Genomic DNA, 21326 nt, shown 5'->3' with positions numbered 1-21326 from the left:
GCGAGCACCAGTGCTAGGGCGGTGGCCCTGGCACGCACCGACAGGGTGCGCACGCGAGTTCGTCTGGTCAACGGATTCCCCTTCTGGGACGTGTTCTCGGTCACCGGCGGATTGCCGATACGAGCATGGCCTCGAGTGCCAGCGCCGGCGCCACGTTCGATTCGATCCGCTGCCGGGCTTGGGCGATCGCGTCCAGGGTGAACAGCGTGGCGGCGGGCGCACAGACGGCTCCCGCCGCCCGCACCTCCCCTAAGAGTTCCCGGTTGATGACGCTGGTCTCCCGGCCGAGCTGGACCATGATCACGTCGCGGTACAGCGACGTGAGGTCGACCAGGATGCGGTCGATCCCGTCGCGGAGGCTGCGGGTGGCCCTCCGCTTCTGGTCGTCTTCGAGGGCCTTGATCTGGCTGCGCAGTCCGGGCGGGACCGACTGTCCCGGCTCGACGCCCAGGGAGCGCAACACGCCCTCGCGCTCGGCGGCGTCGCGCTCGAGCGTGATCGCCTTTGCGTCGTCACCGGCGATGGTGAGCAGCCGGGCCGCCGCATTCACCGCCGCCGACACCCCACGGATGCCGAGGGCCGCCCGCAGGGTCTCCTCGCGTCGCGCTCGCGCCTCGGGGTTCGTCGCGAGGCGGCGGGCCATGCCGATGTGGCTCTGCGCCTCCCGCGCGGCCCGTTCGGCGGTGGCCCGGTCGACACCGTCCCGGGCCACGAGCAGCTCGGCGACGTCGTCGATGCTCGGCACCCGCAAGCGCACCGATCGCACGCGGGACCGGATCGTGGGCAGCAGGTCGGCCTCGCTGGGAGCGCAGAGGATCCACACTGTGCGCTCCGGCGGCTCTTCCAAAGCCTTGAGCAGAACGTTGGAGGTGCGCTCGACCATGCGATCGGCGTCTTCGACCACGACCACCCGGTAGCGGCCCACCGACGGCGAGTATTGCGAGCGCTTCACGGCCTCTTTGACCGAGTCCATCTTGATGATGACGCCCTCGGTGGAGAGCACGGTCAGGTCGGGATGCGTCCGGGCGTCGACCAGGCGGCGGGCGCTCTCGTCGCCGGCCTCGGTGCCGGGGCTGAGCAGCGCGGTCGCGAAGGCGAACGCGAGGTTGGAGCGGCCCGAGCCGGGCGGCCCGGTGATCAGCCAGGCGTGCGTCATGGCCGATCCGGCGCGCCCCTCGGCGTCTCCGTCACTCGGACGTTCGGCCGCCGCGCGGAAGATCGCGATCGCTCTCGCCTGACCCGTCAGGCCATCCCACACAGTCATCGGACCAGAGTACCTTTCGTCGGTGACAGAGGGCTTAGAGCCCGTCCAGCCGGCGCCGTCCGCTGGTTGCGCCCCCGGCAGAGCTCGTCCAGTCGGCGCATTCCGTCCAGCCGGCGCAGCACCGCGCCTGGTGCCGAACCAATTCGACGGAGATTTTGCCGAAAACGGCCGGTTTGGGGCCGAAAACGGGGTCCAGGGCCAAAATCTCCGTCGAATTCGCACGGCGCACGGCGAGCCCGCGCGTGAAACGGATGCCGCCGCAGCGGCGGGCCACCGGGCAGCGGCGGCCTCGGACATCCGTTCACACCATCCCTAGAGCAGCGCGGCGACCCGGTCGCGGATGACGGCGGCGATCTCGGCCACCGGACGCCCGGCGTCCACGACCAGAATCCGCTCCGGCTCGGCGTCGGCCAGGGCGAGGAACGCGGCGCGCACCCGGCGGTGAAAGTCGCTCTTCTCCGCCTCGAGCCGGTCGAAGGGCTTGTTCTCGGCGTCGAGTCGGCCGCGCGCCACTGTCTCGTCGAGGTCGAGCAGCACGGTCAGAGCGGGCAGCAGTCCCTCCGCCGCCCAGAGCGACAGATCACGCACCGCGGTGGCGTCGAGCACCCGTCCGGCACCCTGGTAGGCGACGGATGAGTCCAGGTAGCGGTCCTGGATCACCACTTCGCCGCGGGCGAGCGCCGGCCGCACCGCGGTCGCGATGTGCTGGGCCCGGTCGGCGGCGTAGAGGAGCGCCTCGGCCCGCGGTGCGATCTCGCCGCGGTGGTGCAGCACGATCTCACGGATGGCGCCGCCGACATCCGTTCCGCCGGGCTCGCGGGTGCGCAGCACGGTGCGCCCGCACTGCTGGAGCCAATCGGTGAGAAGCTCCGACTGGGTCGTCTTGCCGCACCCGTCACCACCCTCGAGGGTGATGAACAGCCCGGCAGCGGCGGGACCGGTCGCGGCTTCCGGAACTTCTCGGGTCACGACAGCGACGATGCCTGGGTCGCGGCCTTCGCGGCCGCGGTGGCCGCCCGGGTCGCCGCGGCCTTGGCCGCCGTCGCGGCCTTCTGAGCCGGGGTGCGCTGAGCACGCACCGTCGTGGTGGCACCCGACGGAGTCGGCTTTGTGACGACCGCCTTCCGAGCCGGGGCTTTCCTGGCCGCCGCCTTCTTCGCGGGCGCCTTCTTGACCGCCGTCTTCTTGGCTGGGGCCTTCTTCGCCGGCGCCTTCTTGACGGCCGGGCCCTTGGCGCGCTTGTCGGCGAGCAGCTGCACGGCGCGGTCGAAGTCGACCTCCTCCACCGTCTCGGCTTTCGGGATGGTGGCGTTGGTGATGCCGTCGGTGACGTAGGCGCCGAACCGGCCGTCCTTGACCTTGATCGCCTTGCCGCTTTCGGGGTCGGGAGCCTCGAACTCCTTGAGCGCGCTCGACGCCCGCCGGGCGCCGTACTTGGGCTGGGCGTACAGGTCGACCGCACCGGCCAGGTCGATCTCGAAGATCTGGTCCTCGCTGGTCAGTGACCGGGTGTCCACGCCCTTCTTGAGGTACGGGCCGAACTTGCCGTTCTGGGCCGTGATCTCCGCGCCCGTCTCCGGGTCGAGGCCGACCACGCGCGGCAGGGCGAGCAAATGCAGGGCCGTGTCGAGGTCGATCGTGGCGAGGTCCATGGTCTTGAACAACGAAGCCGTGCGCGGTTTCACCGCGGCGACCTTCTTCGCCGGGGGCTTGCGCTTGGGCTTTGCGGCCGCGGCCGCCGTTTTGGTCGTGGAGGCAGCTTCGGCGGCGGCCGAATCGGCCAGCAGGGTCACCTCGCCGGTGACCGGGTCGATGGTCTCGCCGGGTTCAACGACCTCGACCTCGGGCTCCAGTTCGGTGACGTAGGGGCCGAACCGACCGTCCTTCGCCACGATCCGCTTGCCGTTCTCCGGGTTCTCGCCGATCACGCGGTCGGTGATGACCGGCGCGTCGATGAGTTCGCGGGCTTTCGCCGGGGTCAGTTCGTCGGGGGCCAGGTTCGGCGGGATGTTCACCCGGCGCGGCGGGGCATCCGGTGCCGCGCCCGGGTCGATGACCTCGAGGTAGGGACCGTACTTGCCGATGCGCAGGGTGATGTCGTCGCCGATGGGCATCGAGTTGATCGAGCGCGCGTCGATCTCGCCGAGGTTGTCGATGACCTGCCGCAGGCCGCGGTGCTTGTCGGAACCGAAGTAGAAGCTGGTCAGCCAGTCCACCCGGTCGGCTTTGCCGTCGGCGATGCGGTCGAGGTCGTCTTCCATCTCGGCGGTGAAGTCGTATTCGACCAGGTCGGAGAAGTACTCCTCGAGCAGGCGAACGACGGAGAAGGCGATCCAGTTGGGCACCAGCGACTGGCCGCGGGGGGTGACATAGCCGCGCTCGGTGATCGTGGAGATGATCGACGCGTATGTCGAGGGGCGGCCGATGCCGAGCTCCTCGAGCTTCTTCACCAGGCTCGCCTCGGTGTAGCGGGCGGCCGGGGTGGTCTCGTGGCCCTTGGCTTCCACGTCGAGCAGGGTCAGCTTCTGACCCTCTTCGAGCGGCGGCAGTTTGGACTCGGTGGCGTCGGTGGGTGCGTTCCGCTCCTCGTCACGGGATTCCTCATAGGCCAGCATGAAGCCGCGGAACGTGATCACGGTGCCGCTGGCGGCGAATTCCGCGAGCACCCCGGATGCCGCGGGGTGCGTGGACGTGCCGGTCGGCCCGGCCGCGATGGTCACCGACGCGGTCGAGCCGGTCGCGTCCGCCATCTGCGAGGCGACGGTGCGCTTCCAGATCAGGTCATAGAGCTTGAAGTCGTTGCCGCGCAGGGTGGAGGCGAGCGACGGAGGGGTGCGGAACGTGTCGCCGGACGGACGGATCGCCTCGTGCGCCTCCTGGGCGTTCTTGCTCTTGCCCTTGTACAGGCGAGGCTTGTCGGGCACCGTTTCGGGGCCGTAGAGCGCCGCCGCCTGGGTGCGCGCGGCCGTGATCGCCTGCTGCGACAGCGACGGCGAGTCGGTTCGCATATAGGTGATGTACCCGTTTTCGTAGAGCGACTGGGCCACGCTCATGGTCTGGCGGGCGGTGAAGCGCAGCTTGCGGGCCGCCTCCTGCTGCAGGGTCGAGGTGGTGAAGGGCGCGGCCGGGCTGCGACGGTAGGGCTTGGCGGTCACCTTCGTCACGGTCAGGGCGACCGACGGTTCCTTGAGGGCGGTGGCCAGGGCGAGGGCGGATGCCTCGTCGAGCGTGACCGCCGTCACCTTGGGTTTCAGCCGGCCGAGGTCGTCGAAATCGCCGCCGGAGGCGATGCGCTCCCCGCCCAGGCGCACGAGCTTCGACTGGAACGCGGAATCCGTCCGGGACGCGCCGGGAGCGAGCTGGGCGATCAGGTCCCAGTAGCCGGCCGACACGAACGCGAGGCGCTCGCGTTCGCGCTCGACGACGAGGCGGGTGGCCGCGGACTGCACGCGGCCGGCGGACAGGCCGGGGCCGACCTTGCGCCACAGCACGGGGGAAATCTCGTAGCCGTAGATGCGGTCGAGGATGCGCCGGGTCTCCTGCGCGTCGACGAGGGCGGTGTCGAGGTCGCGGGTGTTGTCCTTCGCCTGAAGGATGGCTTCCTTGGTGATTTCGTGGAAGACCATGCGCTTGACCGGCACCTTGGGCTGCAGGACCTGCAACAGGTGCCAGGCGATGGCCTCGCCTTCGCGGTCCTCATCAGTTGCGAGCAGGAGTTCGTCGGCGTTCTTCATGGCCCGTTTGAGTTCGGCCACGGTCTTCTTCTTCGCGTCGGACACGACGTAGTACGGCTCGAAACCGTTTTCCACGTCGACCGAGAACTTGCCGAGTGGACCCTTTTTCAGTTCGGGTGGCAGGTTCTTGGGCTCGATCAAGTCGCGAATATGACCGACCGAGGACAAGACCTCGTATCCGTCGCCCAGGTACGCGGCGATCGATTTCATCTTCGTCGGCGATTCGACAATGACCAGCTTCTTAGTGCCTGGCACCAGACTCCTCTTTATAGGTACGGGTCCAAGTGGGCCATGGCACACCATACACACTTCAATATGGTGCCTGCCTAATCGACCACGCCGCGCGAGACCATTGGGGGTTGCCAGGCCTGCGCTGCCGGAGACAATTGGAGCATGGCGAATTCAGCGACGGGCACGTACACCGCGAAGCTCACGGACGGCCCCCTCCAAGGCAAGACAGTCACCACCCAGTTCCTGGAATCCGGCGATCCCCGGCCGCGGATCGAGATCCCCGCCGACGGCAGCAAGCGCTACCTCTATTTGCGCGGCTCCGGCCTCGAATTCGACTCCAGCACATTCCCGGATCGACCCACCGCCGTGGACTATCGCTACATCGAGGCCCTCTTCGACTGAGCCGCCGGCCGCTCTCCCGCCGGCAGAGACGAGGTCAGCCGGCGGGGCCGACGGGCGAATCGGGCGGCCCGGCCCGTGCCTGCGCGCCCAGCTCGAACCCGAGGTAGCCGCGCACCGCGGTCACCGATGCGATCAGCCCGTCCACCGTGCAGACGGTGACGGATGCCCCGTTCAACCTCGCGGCTTCGGCCGCCGCCGCGCAGGGAACCCCGGCCACGGCGCCCGAGGCGGTGTCGGCGGCGGCAAGCGCCGCGGCATCCGCTGCCCCCTGCACCGCCTGGCCGACCACCAGCGCGGCGAACAGCGGCAGCAGCACCGCCGTCAGGAGCATGACCGCGCCCAGCACCCCGACAGCAAGCACCGTGCCCGAGCCGCGCTCGGGTGCTGACCAGTGCCGCCGCACACCCCGGCGAGTCACGGTCCGCCGCCGCCGTACAGCCCGGGAAGTCAGCGTCCGGGACCTCCCCCGGCGGGGCCTCACCGGCCACCGCCGAGCGCGCAGGACCCGGCCCGGAGCGTAAGGCCGAAGGCCGCGAAAGCGCCGAACGAGCTCGGTGCGCGCAGGTTTACGCAGACGAACTCTCCCCGGCGCTCCGGGGTCATCGAGGCACCCCGCACCGCCCGCTGCACCAGCCCAGAGGCCCGGTCGACGCTGTCGCCGCGGGAAAGGGACCGGGCGGCGTCGGCCGCGGCATCCGTGAGGCGCACCTGCTGGCCGATCACCTGCAGGGCGCCCAGGCAGCAGGCGAGCACGAGCAGTACGGCTGGGACGACCGTCGCGAACTCGGCGGTGACGCTGCCGCGGTCGCGGGGGCGGTCCCTGGGGCTGGGGCGGCGCCGCGGGCGGCTTCGGGCGCTCGGGGCGTCGTTGTAGTGCCCGTCGGAGTGCCCGTCGGGCCGGCGGCTACCCCACGGAAAGCGCATTGCGCACCAGATCGGTCAGGATGCCACGCACCTCGTCGCCGCGCAGGATGACGATCAGCAGGCCGGCAAATCCGACCGCCGCCATCGTGGCGACGGCGTATTCGGCGGTGGCTGCACCCGTCTCGGCGTGCAGGCCGCGCGTAAGCCGGAACCGGTCGGGGCGCGGAAGCCGGGGTGCCGGTGCCGCCCCGCGGAGAGAATCGTGGCCGAGACCGGGGTCGGTGGTCGGTTCGTTGGTGGGCATTCGTTCGTCTCCTTCTCGCGTCGGGCGACGCGGTGTGTGGGCGGCACGAGTGGTCTCAGACTGGCGCGGGCGAGGGCGGAACACCGACAGCCGCTCGCTTCGGTGCAGAACTTCAGAAAACGAGCACTGTGGACGAGAGGACGGTCATCAACAGCGGCAGCACTCCGATCAGCATGAATGCGGGCAGCACGCACACCCCGAGCGGGATCATGAGCGTGACCGCGAGGGTGGCGGCCCGGTGCTGGCCGTCGCTGCGGGCCTGCCGGCGCAGCTGGTCGGCCTCGCTTCGCAACAGCTCCGCGGCGGGAACTCCGGCGCGCACCGACAGAGCGAGCACCTGGTCGATGCTGGCCGCCGAGTCCGTGCGGTGCAGGGCGAACCGCTCTGCCGCCGCGTCGACCAGGGCTCGGGCGCGGTCGACGGAGCCGCCGCCGGTCATGGCAATGGCGGTGAGGTCCAGTTCGAGCCCGGGGGTCGGGTCCCGTGCCCGGGCGGAGTTCACGAACCACCGGTTCCAGCGGTCCGCCGCCACCATGAGGGCGCCGCCGCCGGCGAGGCAGGCCCAACCGGGTGCGGTGAGGAACAGCGTCTGCAGCGTGTTGAAGCCGAGAAGACTGCCGAACAGCACACCGACGACCGGCAGTAACGCGACCATCCGTGCCGTGGCGCTCGGACCGGCGAGCGCCACGGCGAGGTCGGCGTGCAACTGGCCGAGGTCCCGGAAGGATGACGCCAGTTGCCGCAGGCAGGAGGCCAGCGGCGCTCCGGCCTGGGTGGCCACCTGCCAGGCCGCGGCGAGGCCCAGCCAGGCGGTGCCGATCTGGCCGCCCAGTGCGCGGGCCTCGGCGGCCACGGCGTCGGCGATGTTGTCGCCGCGGCGCCCGGCGTCGGCCGCCGCCCGGATGATCTGCGCCCCCGATGAGGGCGGTGTCGGCGACAGAGACTGTTCGCCGACGGGGTGCGAAGCGACGGGTTCGAGGTAGGCCCACGCGGATGCCGGGGAGACGCCGGCGGCGAGGAGAACCGCGATGCGTTGGGTCACCTGCGCCACCTCCTCGATGGCCGGGCTGGCCGGACCGTGCCGTCGCCTCACGCCGAGCCACGTGCCGACTCTCATTCCGACTCTCCAGTGTCGGCGGGCGCGGCGGCCCGCCGCCCGTGTGTGCGGACCGGTCTGGGCGGGCCGGACTCCCCCGGGGCCAAGCGGTTCTCCGGGGACGCGGCGATCACCTGCAGGCGGTCCCGGGCGTCCAGCGCGAACCGGCCGAGCGGGGCGAGCCGGCGGCGGCCCTCGCGGCGCTCGAGGTGCAGCACCAACCCGATCGCGCTCACCGCCTGCCGGGCCACCGCTTCCGGACTCAGTCCGGCGAGAGCGCCGAGGGCCTCGAGTCGGGCCGGAACGTCGTGCAGGGAGTTCGCGTGCAGGGTGCCGGCGCCGCCGTCGTGGCCGGTGTTGAGCGCGGCCAGCAGCTCCCGGATCTCGGCACCGCGGCATTCGCCGAGCACCAGCCGGTCGGGGCGCATCCGTAACGCCTCGCGCAGGAGACTTTCCAGGCCGATCCGGCCGGCCCCCTCGAGGTTCGGCTGCCGAGCTTCGAGCGCCACGACATGCGGGTGGTCGATGCGCAGTTCGGCGACGTCCTCGATGGCCACGATGCGCTCCCCAGGCGGTGCCTCGCCCAGCAGCGCCGCGAGCAGGGTGGTCTTGCCGCTGCCGGCGGCTCCCGTGATGAGCAGGTTCTCGCGCCGGTGCACGGCCGCGCGCAGCCGGTCGGCGACGGCGACGGATGCCTCCCCCACCCCGAACAGACCCTCGGCGGCGAGCGCGGCCAGGCTCAGCCGCTCGGCGCGAGGCAACCGGATGGACAGCAGCGTGCCCGTGCTCGACGCCGGCGGCAGCACCGCATGCACCCGGATGCCGTCGGACAGCCGCACATCGACGCAGGGGCTGGCCTCGTCGATGTGACGCCCACCGAGTGCGATCAGGCGCACCGCCAGTTCCCGCACAGCCGGTTCCGGGCTGCTCCACTGCGGGTCGTGCAGCAGCCCGTGGCCGGCATCCACCCACAGCCCGGCGACGCCGTTGACGAACAGATCGGTGACCTCGCCGTCGGCGGCGAACTCGGCGAGCGGGCCGAGCACGGATACGTCGAGGGGCCGGATCGCCGGGAGCACACCGGGGTTGGGCACACCGGGGCTGGGCACACCGGGCGGCGAGGCATCCGTGCGGCGGTCGGGAGCGTCGACGGAAGGGCGGGCAGGCACGGCCCTGCGATACGACGGGACGGCGACGAACGGCTCGGGCATGCCCCGACGTTAGATCGGCGGTGGGAGCGCCGCCGGCCCCTGCGCCGGATCGAGGAGAACCCGAGCCGACCGGCGACTGGGGAGGACCGGGACGCACCACCGCGAAAAACCACCGGTTAAAAAAAGGGGGGCGGCACCTATTGGGGGGAACAGGTGCCGCCTCGGCAGTGCGCTGATTGGGGGGAACCAGACACACCGCAGGTCAAAACTTTCGTTCGGACGAGAATCAATGTACAAGGGGAATTACAGATGCGCAAGTCCCCTGTGTCCTCATAAATGAGGACACAGAACCCGGGCGCCTGATGAGACCACAATTGGGGGTGGGAACTCGCCGCCATTCTGCGCAACCTGGGCGACACATGTCGCCGTGTAGGGTTCAGGAGGGGCTTGATTAACGCGCCCGATACACGCAGCGCATCGCAAAGGAGCGACATACGTATGAGCGTCAAGATCGATAACCTTCTCCATGAATCCCGCAGATTCCCGCCGACACCGGAATTTGCCGCACAATCCATCGCGAAGCCGCAGATCTATCAGGACGCAGCGGACGACCGTTTGAAATTCTGGGCTGATCAGGCCCGCGAGCTTCTGCACTGGCATAAGCCGTTCACAAAAACCCTGGACTGGACCAATCCACCGTTCGCCAAATGGTTCGAAGACGGCGAATTGAACGTGGCCTGGAACTGCCTCGACCGGCACGTGCTGGCCGGCAACGGCGACCGGGTGGCGCTGCACTTCGAGGGTGAGCCGGGAGACTCCCGCGACATCACATATGCCGAGCTCACTGCCGAAGTGAAGCGTGCTGCGAATGTGCTGACAAAACTCGGCGTGAATGCCGGGGACCGCGTCGCGATCTACCTGCCGATGATCCCGGAGGCCGTCATCTCGATGCTCGCCGTGGCCCGCATCGGCGCCGTGCACTCGGTCATCTTCGGTGGTTTCAGCGCCGAAAGCCTCCGTTCGCGCATCGATGACGCCAGCGCCGTGCTCGTGATCACCGCCGACGGTGGTTACCGCAAGGGCAAGGCGTCCGCTCTCAAGCCGGCCGTCGACGCAGCCCTGGAGGGCGGCGAGACCACCGTGCGCAACGTGCTCGTGGTCAAGCGCACCGACGGCTTCGTGGAGTGGTTCGACCGCGACCTGTGGTGGCACGACGAGCTCGCCTCGGTCGCGGGAGAGCATGAGGCGCTGGGCTTCCCGGCCGAGAACCCGCTGTTCATCCTCTACACGTCCGGAACCACCGGCAAGCCCAAGGGCATCCTGCACACCACCGGTGGTTACCTCACGCAGGTGGCCTTCACCCACAAGAACGTGTTCGACCTGCACCCCGAGACGGATGTCTACTGGTGCACCGCCGACGTTGGCTGGATCACCGGCCACAGCTACGTGGTCTACGGCCCGCTCGCCAACGGCGCCACCCAGGTGCTCTTCGAGGGCACCCCGGACACCCCGCACCCCGGCCGGTGGTGGGAAATCGTTGAGAAGTACAAGGTGAGCATCCTGTACACGGCGCCCACGGCCATCCGTACCTTCATGAAGCTGGGTCGCCAGATCCCGCAGGGCTTCGACCTGACCAGCCTGCGCCTGCTCGGTTCGGTGGGCGAGCCCATCAACCCGGAGGCGTGGATGTGGTACCGCGAGGTCATCGGCGGCAATGTCGCGCCGGTGGTCGACACCTGGTGGCAGACCGAGACCGGCGCGATCATGATTTCCGCCCTGCCCGGTGTGACGACGACCAAGCCCGGATCGGCGCAGAGCCCGATCCCCGGCGTCGTGATCGACGTGCTCGACGACGAGGGAAACCACGTGGGCCGCGACAACGGTGGCCTGCTCGTGGTGACCGAACCGTGGCCGTCGATGCTGCGCGGCATCTGGGGTGACCCGGAGCGCTTCAAGGAGACGTACTGGGAGAAGTTCGGTTCGGAGAACCCGCGCTACTTCGCCGGTGACGGCGCCCGCCTCGACCGGGACGGGGAGATCTGGCTGCTCGGCCGGGTCGACGACGTGATGAACGTGTCGGGGCACCGCCTGTCCACGGCCGAGATCGAGTCGTCGCTGGTGGCGCACCCGATGACCGCCGAGGCGGCCGTGGTCGGCGCGCACGACGACACGACCGGCCAGGCGGTGGTGGCGTTCGTCATCATCAAGTACAGCCACCTGGAGGAGTCCTCGCACGCGGACATCCAGGCCGTGCTGCGGGCGCACGTGTCCCAGCAGATCGGTGCCATCGCGAGACCCCGTCAGATCTTCATCGTGAGCGAGCTGCCGAAGACGCGCTCGGGCAAGATCATCCGGCGTCTGCTGCAGGATGTCGCGGAGGGCCGCGAGGTCGGCGACACCACCACCCTCGCTGACACCTCGGTGATGACGGCGATCATGTCCACCCTGAAGTAACCGGCGTCTAACCAATTCGCTCGGGCACGCACCCGAGCAGACACGCACCCGAGTAGACACACGAAAGCGGGCAGGCCCAGTGGGCCTGCCCGCTTTCTGGGGCTCAGGCGAAGGAGACGATGAGCTCCAGCTCGACCGGGGAATCCAGCGGCAGCACGGCGACGCCGACGGCCGAGCGGGCATGCACGCCCCGGTCGCCGAAGATCTCGCCGAGAACCTGGGAGGCACCGTTGACGACACCGGGCTGGCCGGTGAACGACGGGTCGGATGCGACGAACCCGGTGACCTTGACGACCTGCGTCACTCGGTCCAGCGATCCGATCGCGGCCTGGATGGCGGCAAGCGCGTTGAGCGCGCACTGCCGGGCGTAGTCATGGGCGTCGGCGGCCGGCACGAGTCCGTGGCCGTCGCCGACCTTGCCGGTGGCCGGCAGCGCCCCCGAGATCATCGGCAGCTGACCGCTGGTGAACACCAGCGAGCCGGAGACCACGGCCGGCACATAGCTGGCCACGGGCGGCACGACGCTCGGCAGCTCGATGCCGAGCTCGGCCATTCGGGCAGCGATCTGCGCCACGCCTCAGGCTCCTTCGGTGGCGACGGGGCGCTTGAGGTAGGCGACAAGCCCACCCTCGGGTCCGGGAACGACCTGCACGAGCTCCCAGCCCTCCGAGCCCCAATTGTTCAAAATAGCAGCTGTGTTGTGAATCATCAGCGGCGTCGTAAGGTACTCCCAGGCAGGCATAAGGCTCCGATTCAGGCGATTTTTCAGATTTAGCACTTAGTCTCAATAGTATGTCTGCCAAAAATCGTACGGTTAGTGGAGCGCTCGGCGGGTTCCTCGGTTTCGTCGGGATGAGCGCCGTGGCCGGCGTCCTCGTCGCCGCCGCTGTCACCCCCGCTCTGGCCCTCTCCGGCATGACAGCCACGAACACGATCAACATGTTCGAGAGCCTCCCCGACTACCTCGCGATCGACCAGCTGGCACAGAAGAGCAACATCTACGCGACCAACGCCGACGGCAGCCCCCTGCTTCTGGCCTCGTTCTACGATCAGAACCGGGTGGAAGTCGAGTGGGACGCGATCAGCCCGTTCGTGAAGGATGCCGTGATCGCGGGCGAGGACCCGCGCTTCTATGAGCATGGCGGCATCGACCTCGAGGGCACCGTCAAGGGCGTCGTGAGCACCGTGGCCACCGGCACCGCGCGCGGTGGCTCCTCGATCACCCAGCAGTACGTGAAAAACGTGCAGGTGCAGAAATGCGAGGCTCTGGCCGACGAAAAGAAGCGCATGAGCTGCTACGACACGGCCACGGAGACCACCCCCGACCGCAAGCTCAAGGAGATGCGCCTCGCCATCGGCGTGGAGAAGCAGTACGCGAAAGACGACATCCTTCGCCAGTACCTGAACATCACCGGTTTCGGCGGCACGGTCTACGGCATCGAATCGGCCGCCAACTACTACTACAACACCAGCGCCGCGGGCCTGTCACTGGCGCAGGCGGCGAGCCTGGTGGCGATCGTGAACAACCCGGTCAAGTTCCAGCTCGACAACCCGGACAGCGAAACCAACGGCGTCGCCAACGGGTATGCCGCCAACAAGGAACGCCGCGACTACATCCTGGGCGAGATGCTCAAGTATCAGAAGATCACCCAGGAAGACCACGACGCCGCCCTGGCCACCGTGATCGAGCCGACCATCACGGAACCCAGCACCGGGTGTGCGACAGCGGGCGGCAGCGCCTACTTCTGCGACCTGGTCGTCAACACCCTGCAGAATGACCCCTCCTTCGGTGAAGACGAAGACACCCGCATGGCCAACTTCCGTCGTGGCGGCTACGAGATCTACACCACGCTCGACCTCGACCTGCAGAACGCCGCCGAGACCACCATGAAGAAGCACGTGCCGAAGCAGTACGGGGACTGGGACGTGGGCGGTGTGATCACCAGCGTCGAGGTGGGCACCGGCCGAGTGTTGGCCATGACCCAGAACAAGGATTACAGCCAGGACCCGGCCGTGACCGAGAACAACAATGACTACACGGGCATCAACTACAACACCAACTACAACGAGGGCGGCTCGCTCGGGTTCCAGCCCGGCTCGACCTACAAGGTCTTCACCCTCGCCGAGTGGCTGACCCAGGGGCACACGCTCAACGAGCGCGTCGACTCCCGCCGCAAGAGCGACTGGGGCGTGTTCAAGAACAGCTGTGAAGGCAACCAGAGCTATGTCTTCAACCCCAAGAACGACGCGAACGAGCCCGGCACCAACTACAGCGCGCTGCAGTCGACGATCGACTCCATCAACACCGGCTTCATCGGCATGGCGAAGAAGCTGGACCAGTGCGGCATCGCCACGATGGCCAACTCCTTCGGAGTGGGCCGCGCCGACCTGAAGCCTCTCGAACAAGGTCCCTCGGCCGTGCTCGGCACGAACGAGGTCGCGCCGCTCAGCATGGCCATCGCCTTCGCCGGCATCGCCAACAACGGCCTCAGCTGCAGCCCGATCGTGATCGACCGGATCGTCGGCGGGGACGGCACCGACATGACCCCGCCGCAGACCAAATGCACCCAGGCGGTCACCCCTGAGGTCGACGCCGGCATGACGTATGCCATGCAAAAGGTGATGACCGAAGGCTCGGGACGCGCGTCGAATTCCGCGACCTCCCCGAAGGTGCCGATGATCGGCAAGACCGGAACCACCGACGGCAACAAGGACACCTGGATGAGCGGCGCGAGCAGCAAGGTCGCCACGGTGATCGGCGTCGTCAGCGTCACCGGCGACATCAACCAGCGTCTCGTGGACGACTGGGAGGGCGGCACGGCCGCCACCGCCCGTCACCGCATGTGGCCGGAGGTGATGAGCGTCGCGAACGCGAAGTACGGCGGAGACGCCTTCGCCGAGGCATCCAACAAGGTGCTGCAGGCCGTTCAGATTCCGGTTCCCGACCTGCGCGGCAAGTCGATGAGCGAAGCCACCTCCACCCTGACCTCGGCCGGCTTCGACGTGGTCGACGGCGGTGTGACCGACTCCGAGATGCCCGCCGGCACCGTGGCCCGCACCGACCCGGCCGGCGGCAGCAGCGCCAGCCGCGGATCGACCGTGACCGTCTACTCCAGCAACGGCGCGCTCAAGATCGTGCCCGATGTCGTGGGCAAGACCGAGGCCGAAGCCACCTCCACCCTGGCGGGCTTCGGCATCGTCAAGCAGGAGCAGGACGTCACCGACCCGAAGCAGGTCGGCACGGTGCTCTCCATGACACCGACCGCCGGCTCCGGCGCCGCTGCGGGCAGCGCCGTCACGATCGTGGTCGGCAAGCTTGCCGCCGGCGCGAAACCCGACGCGAAACCCGACGCAAACGGCGGGGGCAACGGATGACCCGCGCCAACTCCGCAGGCACCTCACTGGCCGTCAGCGCCGGGGTGGTAGCCGCGGCCGGAGTCGCCGCGTTCGCCTGGGGCTCTCTCGTGGAGCGCCGCATGTTCACCCTCCGCGAGGTTCTCGTTCCGGTCCTCGCGCCGGGATCCGCCCCGATCAAGGTGCTCCACCTCTCCGACCTGCACATGGCACCGTGGCAGCGGGATAAACAGGACTGGGTGCGCGGCTTGGCCGACCTCGAGCCGGACCTGGTCGTGAACACGGGCGACAACCTCGGTCACGCCGACGGCATTTCCGGGATCGAGTATGCCCTCGAACCGTTCCGCGGCATTCCGGGCATCTTCGTCAACGGGTCGAACGACTACTACGGACCGCAGTTGAAGAACCCGATGCGGTATTTCCGTGCCCCGTCGACGCTTCGCTCGGCCTTACACGAGAAGCTCGACATCGCTCACCTGCACCGGGTGTTCGGCGACCTCGGTTGGGTCGACCTCGACAACGCTGCGGCCGCGCTCGACATCAACGGCACCCATCTGGAGCTGTTCGGGGTGGACGACCCGCACATCGGGCTCGACCGCCTCGACCTGATCACGCGGGCGATCGACGACCTGCGCGCGAACGACCCGTTGTCGGAGGAGCACTGGCCCGACCCCGAGGAGGCGACCCCGCCGCGGTCGACGCTCACGGTGGGCGTCGCCCACGCGCCCTACCAGCGGGTGCTCAACTCGTTCGTCAACCATGGCGCCCAGCTGATCCTGGCCGGGCACACGCACGGCGGGCAGGTGTGCGTTCCCCGGTACGGCGCCCTCGTCACCAACTGCGACATCCCGCGCAAGCAGGTCAAGGGCCTCAGCCTCTGGGACTCCGGACTGCACACGTCGTACCTGAACGTGTCCGCGGGGCTCGGCACGTCGATCTACGCGCCGGTGCGGTTTGCCTGCGCGCCGGAGGCGACCCTGCTCACGCTGACGGCGGCGTAGCGGGGGTCTCGGCAGGCTCGGCGCCGGATGGTCGTGGTAGGGCATCCGGGGGGTTATACTTGTCAAGGCTTACGGGCCATCGGGGTATGGCGCAGCTTGGTAGCGCGCGTCGTTCGGGACGACGAGGTCGCAGGTTCAAATCCTGTTACCCCGACAGATATGCAAAACCCTCACTCTTCGGAGTGGGGGTTTTTGTAGTTGGTGTTTGGTAGTTGGTGTTTGGTGCGGCCGGGCCGGCGCGGCCAGAAGCGCGAGAGGATCATGTCATGACCGATTCCAGCCCGGGTCTCCCCGCACCTGTCGCTATCCCACGGCATGCCTGGCAGGCCCTGATCGTGCTGCTGGCCGGCATGTTCATGGCGCTGCTCGACACCACGATCGTGAATGTGGCGCTTCCGACCATCCGTACCAGCCTGGATGCCTCGGAGGCCACCCTCTCCTGGATCATCTCCGGCTACGCGCTCGCCTTCGGGATCGCGCTGATCCCGGCCGGGCGGCTCGGCGACCGCATCGGCCACAAGTGGGTCTTCTTCACCGGTCTGCTGCTGTTCACCCTGGCCAGCCTGGCTTGCGGGCTCGCGCAGAACGATCTGCAGCTGATCATCGCCCGGGTCGTGCAGGGGCTTGCCGGCGGCATGTTCGTGCCGGCCGTGACCGCTGTGATCCAGCTTCTGTTCCCGCCCATCACCCGCGGCAAGGCCTTCGCGATCATGGGCACGGTGATCGGCGTGTCCACGGCGCTCGGCCCGATCGTCGGCGGCCTGATCATCGAGGCCTTCGGTGACGAGAACGGATGGCGCCTGGTCTTCTGGGTCAACCTACCGATCGGCATCGTCGCCCTCGTCGCGGCGGCGATCCTGCTCCCGGCCGGCTCCGAACGCGCTCCGGGCACCCCGAGCGGCGGCATCGACTGGGTGGGCCTGGTGCTGATCTCCACCGGACTCGTGGCGCTGCTCGTTCCACTGATCGAGGGTGAGGACCGGGGCTGGCCGCTCTGGACCTACCTGACCCTCGCCGCGGGCGCGCTTTTGATCGTGGCGTTCGGCTTCTGGGAGGTCGCCTACACCCGGTGGGGCAAGAGCCCGCTGGTGCCGCCGAAGCTGTTCCGGCATCCGGCGTTCACCGGCGGCATTGTGCTCGCCCTGGTCTATTTCGCGGCGTTCACCAGCATCTTCTTCACCATTTCGATTCTCTGGCAGGCTGGGCTCGGGCACACCGCCCTCGAGTCGGGGCTGGTGTCGATCCCGTTCGCGATCGGAACCATCATCGGGGCCTCGCAGAGCAACCGGCTGGCGCAGCGGCTCGGCCGCACCGTTCTGGTGATCGGCGTATCCCTGGTCACCGTCGGTCTGATCTGGATCTGGCTCGCCCTGCTCCTGATCGGCCCCGAGATCACCAACTGGGAGCTGCTGCCGCCGCTGCTGATCGCGGGCCTCGGCAGCGGGTTCTTCATCGCGCCGAACGCCCAGTTCATCGTGGCGACCGTGGACCGCTCCGAGGCCGGTGCGGCCAGCGGCGTGGTCGGCGTCATGCAGCGGATCGGCAGCGCCGTGGGCATCGCCGTGATCGGCAGCGTCTTCTTCGGCACCCTGGTCGTGGCCGGCCCCGGCGCGGAGGCCGTCGCCGCCGGCTTCACCGACAGCGCCACCGCGGCCATGGGCGTGAGCGCCGCGTTCAGCGTGCTGGCGCTGCTGCTCGTGTTCGTTCTGCCGAAGCGGGTGTCGGCCGAGCGGTAGGGCTCGGTTCCCGTCGTGAGGGTGCCCGTTCCGGTCGAGAGCGCCCGCATTACCGGTCACTCTCGACCGGAATGGAAACGGTCGGCGGTGGGCATCCTTCGGCTCAGAGCGTATTTGCGAGGTCCCGTGCGCGGACGCGTCTACGGTGGATAGATCGACAGTGTTGCGGTCAGGTCCCGGCGCCGTCGGTTTGCCGACCGTGACGTACCGGGAGGCGAGACATGACCGACGCGAGTCGCACTCCCCCGCCGACACCGCCGGGCCCCGCCGCGGCGGGCGGAGCCGCGCACACCCGGCTGCGCCGGTGGGCGCCCTGGCTCATGCTCACCTATCTGGTCGCGCTGGCCTTCATCGCGTTCTGGCCGGTGCCGGTCGACCGGGCGGCGTACGACTCACTGCTGGCCCTTATCGATTGGCTGCAGGAACACGGCGCGCCCGGCTGGGTGCGCTACGGCCTGGTCGAGTTCATCGCCAACATCGCCCTGTTCGTGCCGGTCGGCCTGTTCGTCGTGCTCGTGGCCGGCGCACGACGGTGGGGGCTGGCCGTGCTGGTCGGATTCGCGGCGAGCTGCGCCATCGAACTCGGGCAGCTGATCTTCCTGCCGGACCGCTTCGCCACCCTCGCCGATGTGGTCGCGAACACGATCGGGGCCGCGGTCGGCACGGTGCTCGGGCTGGTTCTGTTGCGCGGCGGCCGCGGGCGCTGACGGGGACTGCAGTGCTGGTGCGGGTGTGCGCCGGGGTGCCCGTCGGCACTCGCACTGGCTCTTTCTGTGGCTAACTCAGGAGATCCGGGATGGGCCTCGGTATCCGTTGTGTAATTCCGGGGGCGCAAGCCGCAGCCGGACCGGTTTTCCTGAGTTAGCCCCCGCCGGCGTGCATAACACCCGCAGATTCTGACGGATGTGCCCGGCCCGGCCAGGCGTGACCCTCCGGCCGCGAATTGCAGGAGTTATACCAGCTGAGGCACCGGCCACCGGCCTCACCGGTGGCTAACTCAGGAGACCTGGGCTGGATGCCCGGCACAGCCCCCGGAAACCCGCGGCGACGGATGATCTCGGCCGGGTTTCTCCTGAGTTAGCCGCAGCTGCCAGCCCGACCCGAGTGGGGCGGGACGAGCAGGGGCGGGCCTACTGGGAGAAGAGGATGTCGCGCAGACGCAGGGCGGTCGGCTCGGAGGGGTACAGCGCGAGTGCGTGCTGCACCGCGACGTCGCAACCGGAAATGTCGCCGGACACGTACAGCGCAACCGCATGCTGCACCGCCACCGCGACGTCCTGGGGCGCAACCTCGATGCCGGACAGGCCCGCCAGTGCGGCGGCAAGCGGGTCGCCACGCGCGGCATCCGCTCGGGCGAGGACGGCGGCGGCGTGGGCCGCACAGCCGCGCGCGGCATCCGTCTCCCTGCAAGCCACCTGTCGCCAGGCCCGCAGGCCGCCGGAGGCGAGCCGGAGCCGGGCGCACCGCTACCCGATTGTCTGCAGCTCCGGCCGGTAGGCACTCAAGGTGTCGGTCTGGAAGCCCTCGCGCACGGCGTCGAGACCCTCCCAGTCCACGTTCACGATCGACTGGCCGTCGCCCGATGTTCCCGTTCCGTCGGTCGGCATCGTGAAGAACGTGACCTGCGGCTGCCGCAGTTCGCGCAGCTCCCAGGCCAGCGACGTCAGGTAGGCGGAGTTGAAGCCGTCGTCCATGGCGAGATAGGGCGTGACCGTCTCCAACAAACCCGACGTCTTTACCGGATCGGCGAGCACGGACCTGTGCATCGCGGCGGAAAGCAGACTCTTGATGATGAGCTGCTGGTTGCACACCCGCTGGAAGTCGCCGTCCTGGAAGGCATACCGTTCTCGCGCGAAGGCGATGGCCTCCGAGCCGGTCAGGTGCTGCAACCCCTTGCCGAAGAAGTGCCCCTTGAGGTGGTACGAGTCGAAACCGATCGGGTTGTCGACGTTGACGCCGCCGAGGGCATCCGTCACCTGTTCGAACCCGGAGAAGTCGACCACGGCCACGTGATCGATGCGGGTGCCGAGCAGGTTTTCCACGGTTTGCACGGCCAGCGGCACCCCTCCCCAGGAGAGCGCGGCCTTGATCTTCGCCGGCCCGTGCCCAGGCACCTCGACCCAGCTGTCGCGCAGGATCGACATGACGAAGAGGTTCTTGCGATCGGCCGGCACGTGCACCACCATCATGGTGTCCGAACGCTCGCCACGGATGTCGGCGAGGTCCTTCCCGGTGGCGCCGCGGGTGTCCGATCCCAATAGGAGGATGTTCTGCGCCTGCCCGGCGGGAACCGCGTCCAGGGCCGCAGACGGGTCGACGGGGGCGGGGGCATCCGTTGCCGTGGCGCCCGGTTCCGTCGTCGCGGACTGCCCGGCCGCCGGGCGGACGGTCTCGGAGGGAAAAGCGTTCGAGATCTTTTCGGTGCCGCTATCGAAGGCCCGGGTGAGGGTATATGCGTAAATGCCTCCCGCGGCAATCGTGACCAGCACAACCGTGGCGACCACACCCATGGCGATGCGCCAGGGGTGACGTTTACGCAGCGCTTCGAGCACCGGATCGGGGGTTTTGTGGCGCAGTTCGCTGGCTCCGCTTGGCATTCGGGTTGCCTCCTGTGGCCGCTCGGGAGAACGGTGTCGACAACATAGCCCGGCCTATCCTCACCGGATATGGGAGTTCATCGCGGGGTCCGGTGAGCAGCATCCGTCAGGCGGAAGCTTCGGCGGCCGAGGAGGCGGCGGCGGCGGCCTCGAGCTGAGGAATCAGCGTCTCAAGGAACGCGGCCGTGTCTTCCCAACCCTCCACGGCGACGCATTCCACGCCGAGAACCTTGACCGGGTAGTCGTTGCCGTTTTCGTCGAGGCGGTCGCCGACGAACAGCATGTCGTCGAGGGGAACGCCGGTGAGGGCGGCGAGCTTGAGCATGCCGTAGGCCTTGTCGATGCCGCGACGTGTGATGTCCACCGAGGTGGAGCCGCCGGAGCGCACCTCGAGGTCGGGCAGTAGCCCCTGCACGGCTTCGCGCAGGGTGTTTTTCTTCTCGCCGGTGGGGTCCCACGCGGCTTTCGCGGCGACCGGGGCGGCCTGGCCGAGAGCGGAGAAGGTGATCTGCGAGCCGCGGTCCTCGAGGATCGGGCCCCAGGTGTCGCTCTCCCAGTAGCCCAGCGAACGCGCGGAGATCTCGACGGCGCGGAGGGCATCCGTCTTCTCGGCGTCGGTCAGGTATTCGGCGTAGATCTGGTTCCAGGCGCCGTCGGCGTGCCGGTAGTACTGCGTGCCGCAGGTGGGCATCAGGTGCAGGCGCGAGAGGATGTCTTCATTCACGGTGTCGAGGTTGTCGATCAACTGCATGTGGAACTGGGCGATCTGCCCGCCGGAGATGACGCATACGTCGACGACGCCGAGCAGGCTGACCATGAGTTCCGCCATGCGCGGGTCCAGCGGCGACTTGGATGCGGCGAGCGTGTCATCGAGATCGAAGGCAACCAGGCGGGGAAGTGTCGTCATGTGGGGTGTGTTTCCTTTGTGTCGACTCGGGGCCGTAGTCGTGGCCCGGAGCTTGACGTCACCCATGCGCGACGCCCTCGAAAAGTGTACAGCGGGGGCTCGGCGGCGAGCAGGGGCGGAGTGTGCGGCAGGTTTCGGGGCAACGGATGCCGCAGCGGAGGGCGTGGGGCGGACGGGGCTGGCGCGCGGGGCGGGCGGACGGGGCTGGCGTGGGGGCGGGCGTGGTGCGCG

General features: G+C 68.7%; 19 protein-coding genes and 1 tRNA gene. 7 read left to right on the top strand and 13 right to left on the bottom strand.

What is annotated here, in order from left to right; genetic code table 11:
- Positions 1–100: 100 nt before the first annotated feature.
- From E3O62_RS14770 to topA, 3 genes are all read right to left on the bottom strand, one after another.
- A complete protein-coding gene (locus E3O62_RS14770; RefSeq protein WP_134398999.1) occupies positions 101–1264 on the bottom strand; it encodes a DNA polymerase III subunit delta' in 1164 nt (387 codons plus the stop codon).
- A gap of 312 nt (positions 1265–1576) precedes the next feature.
- Positions 1577–2233, bottom strand: a complete 657-nt coding sequence (gene tmk, locus E3O62_RS14765) for a dTMP kinase (protein WP_134398998.1) — start codon at positions 2231–2233, stop codon at positions 1577–1579.
- The gene (topA, locus tag E3O62_RS14760) at positions 2230–5253 is read right to left on the bottom strand and encodes a type I DNA topoisomerase (protein ID WP_134395650.1); all 3024 of its coding nucleotides are present in this window, start codon (positions 5251–5253) and stop codon (positions 2230–2232) included. Before topA ends, tmk begins: the two co-directional genes overlap by 4 nt.
- Positions 5254–5391: 138 nt before the next feature.
- Here topA and E3O62_RS14755 point away from each other — a divergent pair, with 138 nt between their 5' ends.
- Complete coding sequence (locus E3O62_RS14755) at positions 5392–5631, top strand: hypothetical protein (protein ID WP_134395651.1); 240 nt, start codon at positions 5392–5394, stop codon at positions 5629–5631.
- Positions 5632–5665: 34 nt separating this feature from the next.
- On the opposite strand, the gene E3O62_RS14750 is transcribed toward E3O62_RS14755, so the two are convergent.
- From E3O62_RS14750 to E3O62_RS14730, 5 genes are all read right to left on the bottom strand, one after another.
- The gene (locus E3O62_RS14750; protein ID WP_241973528.1) at positions 5666–6049 is read right to left on the bottom strand and encodes an Rv3654c family TadE-like protein; all 384 of its coding nucleotides are present in this window, start codon (positions 6047–6049) and stop codon (positions 5666–5668) included.
- A 59-nt stretch (positions 6050–6108) separates the two neighbouring features.
- Entirely contained in the window at positions 6109–6555 is a 447-nt protein-coding gene (locus tag E3O62_RS14745) for a TadE family protein (RefSeq protein ID WP_134398997.1), read from the bottom strand.
- Positions 6536–6799, bottom strand: coding sequence for a DUF4244 domain-containing protein (locus tag E3O62_RS17615; RefSeq protein WP_134395653.1), 264 nt, complete (start codon positions 6797–6799; stop codon positions 6536–6538). The genes E3O62_RS14745 and E3O62_RS17615 overlap by 20 nt, the downstream gene beginning before the upstream one ends.
- 112 nt (positions 6800–6911) lie before the next feature.
- Complete coding sequence (locus E3O62_RS14735; protein ID WP_134398996.1) at positions 6912–7916, bottom strand: type II secretion system F family protein; 1005 nt, start codon at positions 7914–7916, stop codon at positions 6912–6914.
- A complete protein-coding gene (locus tag E3O62_RS14730) occupies positions 7913–9106 on the bottom strand; it encodes a TadA family conjugal transfer-associated ATPase (protein WP_134398995.1) in 1194 nt (397 codons plus the stop codon). Before E3O62_RS14730 ends, E3O62_RS14735 begins: the two co-directional genes overlap by 4 nt.
- A 438-nt stretch (positions 9107–9544) precedes the next feature.
- Between E3O62_RS14730 and acs the strand changes: the two genes are divergently transcribed.
- Positions 9545–11500, top strand: coding sequence for an acetate--CoA ligase (gene acs, locus E3O62_RS14725; RefSeq protein ID WP_104170784.1), 1956 nt, complete (start codon positions 9545–9547; stop codon positions 11498–11500).
- 103 nt (positions 11501–11603) lie between these two features.
- On the opposite strand, the gene E3O62_RS14720 is transcribed toward acs, so the two are convergent.
- Complete coding sequence (locus E3O62_RS14720) at positions 11604–12053, bottom strand: RidA family protein (RefSeq protein ID WP_134399002.1); 450 nt, start codon at positions 12051–12053, stop codon at positions 11604–11606.
- A gap of 24 nt (positions 12054–12077) precedes the next feature.
- A complete protein-coding gene (locus tag E3O62_RS14715; protein WP_134342594.1) occupies positions 12078–12242 on the bottom strand; it encodes a DUF4177 domain-containing protein in 165 nt (54 codons plus the stop codon).
- Positions 12243–12292: 50 nt separating this feature from the next.
- Between E3O62_RS14715 and E3O62_RS14710 the strand changes: the two genes are divergently transcribed.
- The 5 genes from E3O62_RS14710 to E3O62_RS14690 all read left to right on the top strand — a co-directional run bounded on the left by E3O62_RS14710 (position 12293) and on the right by E3O62_RS14690 (position 18298).
- A complete protein-coding gene (locus E3O62_RS14710; RefSeq protein WP_134398994.1) occupies positions 12293–14875 on the top strand; it encodes a transglycosylase domain-containing protein in 2583 nt (860 codons plus the stop codon).
- Positions 14872–15855, top strand: coding sequence for a metallophosphoesterase (locus E3O62_RS14705; RefSeq protein ID WP_134398993.1), 984 nt, complete (start codon positions 14872–14874; stop codon positions 15853–15855). The genes E3O62_RS14710 and E3O62_RS14705 overlap by 4 nt, the downstream gene beginning before the upstream one ends.
- Positions 15856–15935: 80 nt before the next feature.
- Positions 15936–16009, top strand: a tRNA-Pro gene (locus E3O62_RS14700).
- 112 nt (positions 16010–16121) lie between these two features.
- A complete protein-coding gene (locus tag E3O62_RS14695) occupies positions 16122–17591 on the top strand; it encodes a DHA2 family efflux MFS transporter permease subunit (RefSeq protein ID WP_134398992.1) in 1470 nt (489 codons plus the stop codon).
- Positions 17592–17812: 221 nt separating this feature from the next.
- A complete protein-coding gene (locus E3O62_RS14690; protein ID WP_134398991.1) occupies positions 17813–18298 on the top strand; it encodes a VanZ family protein in 486 nt (161 codons plus the stop codon).
- Positions 18299–18721: 423 nt separating this feature from the next.
- Here E3O62_RS14690 and E3O62_RS14685 read toward each other — a convergent pair whose 3' ends face one another.
- The 3 genes from E3O62_RS14685 to E3O62_RS14675 form a co-directional block, all read right to left on the bottom strand.
- A complete protein-coding gene (locus E3O62_RS14685) occupies positions 18722–19006 on the bottom strand; it encodes a hypothetical protein (RefSeq protein ID WP_134398990.1) in 285 nt (94 codons plus the stop codon).
- A gap of 51 nt (positions 19007–19057) precedes the next feature.
- Entirely contained in the window at positions 19058–20188 is a 1131-nt protein-coding gene (locus tag E3O62_RS14680; protein ID WP_134398989.1) for an LCP family protein, read from the bottom strand.
- Between the two features lie 106 nt (positions 20189–20294).
- Positions 20295–21095 (bottom strand): HAD-IIB family hydrolase, encoded by an 801-nt coding sequence (locus E3O62_RS14675; protein ID WP_134398988.1) that lies wholly within the window; start codon positions 21093–21095, stop codon positions 20295–20297.
- Between the last annotated feature and the right edge of the window lie 231 nt (positions 21096–21326).

The organism is Cryobacterium sp. TMT2-15-1 (assembly GCF_004402345.1).
Taxonomy (GTDB): domain Bacteria; phylum Actinomycetota; class Actinomycetes; order Actinomycetales; family Microbacteriaceae; genus Cryobacterium; species Cryobacterium sandaracinum.
This window is presented reverse-complemented; position numbering and strand designations above follow the sequence as displayed.

Excerpts from the sequence above, each read along its gene's own strand:
- E3O62_RS14770 (WP_134398999.1), bottom strand. The coding sequence starts at position 1,264 with ATGACTGTGTGGGATGGCCTGACGGGTCAGGCGAGAGCGATCGCGATC.
- E3O62_RS14755 (WP_134395651.1), top strand. The coding sequence starts at position 5,392 with ATGGCGAATTCAGCGACGGGCACGTACACCGCGAAGCTCACGGACGGC.
- E3O62_RS14745 (WP_134398997.1), bottom strand. The coding sequence starts at position 6,555 with ATGCGCTTTCCGTGGGGTAGCCGCCGGCCCGACGGGCACTCCGACGGG.
- E3O62_RS17615 (WP_134395653.1), bottom strand. The coding sequence starts at position 6,799 with ATGCCCACCAACGAACCGACCACCGACCCCGGTCTCGGCCACGATTCT.
- E3O62_RS14735 (WP_134398996.1), bottom strand. The coding sequence starts at position 7,916 with ATGAGAGTCGGCACGTGGCTCGGCGTGAGGCGACGGCACGGTCCGGCC.
- E3O62_RS14730 (WP_134398995.1), bottom strand. The coding sequence starts at position 9,106 with ATGCCCGAGCCGTTCGTCGCCGTCCCGTCGTATCGCAGGGCCGTGCCT.
- acs (WP_104170784.1), top strand. The coding sequence starts at position 9,545 with ATGAGCGTCAAGATCGATAACCTTCTCCATGAATCCCGCAGATTCCCG.
- E3O62_RS14720 (WP_134399002.1), bottom strand. The coding sequence starts at position 12,053 with ATGGCCGAGCTCGGCATCGAGCTGCCGAGCGTCGTGCCGCCCGTGGCC.
- E3O62_RS14715 (WP_134342594.1), bottom strand. The coding sequence starts at position 12,242 with ATGCCTGCCTGGGAGTACCTTACGACGCCGCTGATGATTCACAACACA.
- E3O62_RS14710 (WP_134398994.1), top strand. The coding sequence starts at position 12,293 with ATGTCTGCCAAAAATCGTACGGTTAGTGGAGCGCTCGGCGGGTTCCTC.
- E3O62_RS14705 (WP_134398993.1), top strand. The coding sequence starts at position 14,872 with ATGACCCGCGCCAACTCCGCAGGCACCTCACTGGCCGTCAGCGCCGGG.
- E3O62_RS14695 (WP_134398992.1), top strand. The coding sequence starts at position 16,122 with ATGACCGATTCCAGCCCGGGTCTCCCCGCACCTGTCGCTATCCCACGG.
- E3O62_RS14690 (WP_134398991.1), top strand. The coding sequence starts at position 17,813 with ATGACCGACGCGAGTCGCACTCCCCCGCCGACACCGCCGGGCCCCGCC.
- E3O62_RS14680 (WP_134398989.1), bottom strand. The coding sequence starts at position 20,188 with ATGCCAAGCGGAGCCAGCGAACTGCGCCACAAAACCCCCGATCCGGTG.
- E3O62_RS14675 (WP_134398988.1), bottom strand. The coding sequence starts at position 21,095 with ATGACGACACTTCCCCGCCTGGTTGCCTTCGATCTCGATGACACGCTC.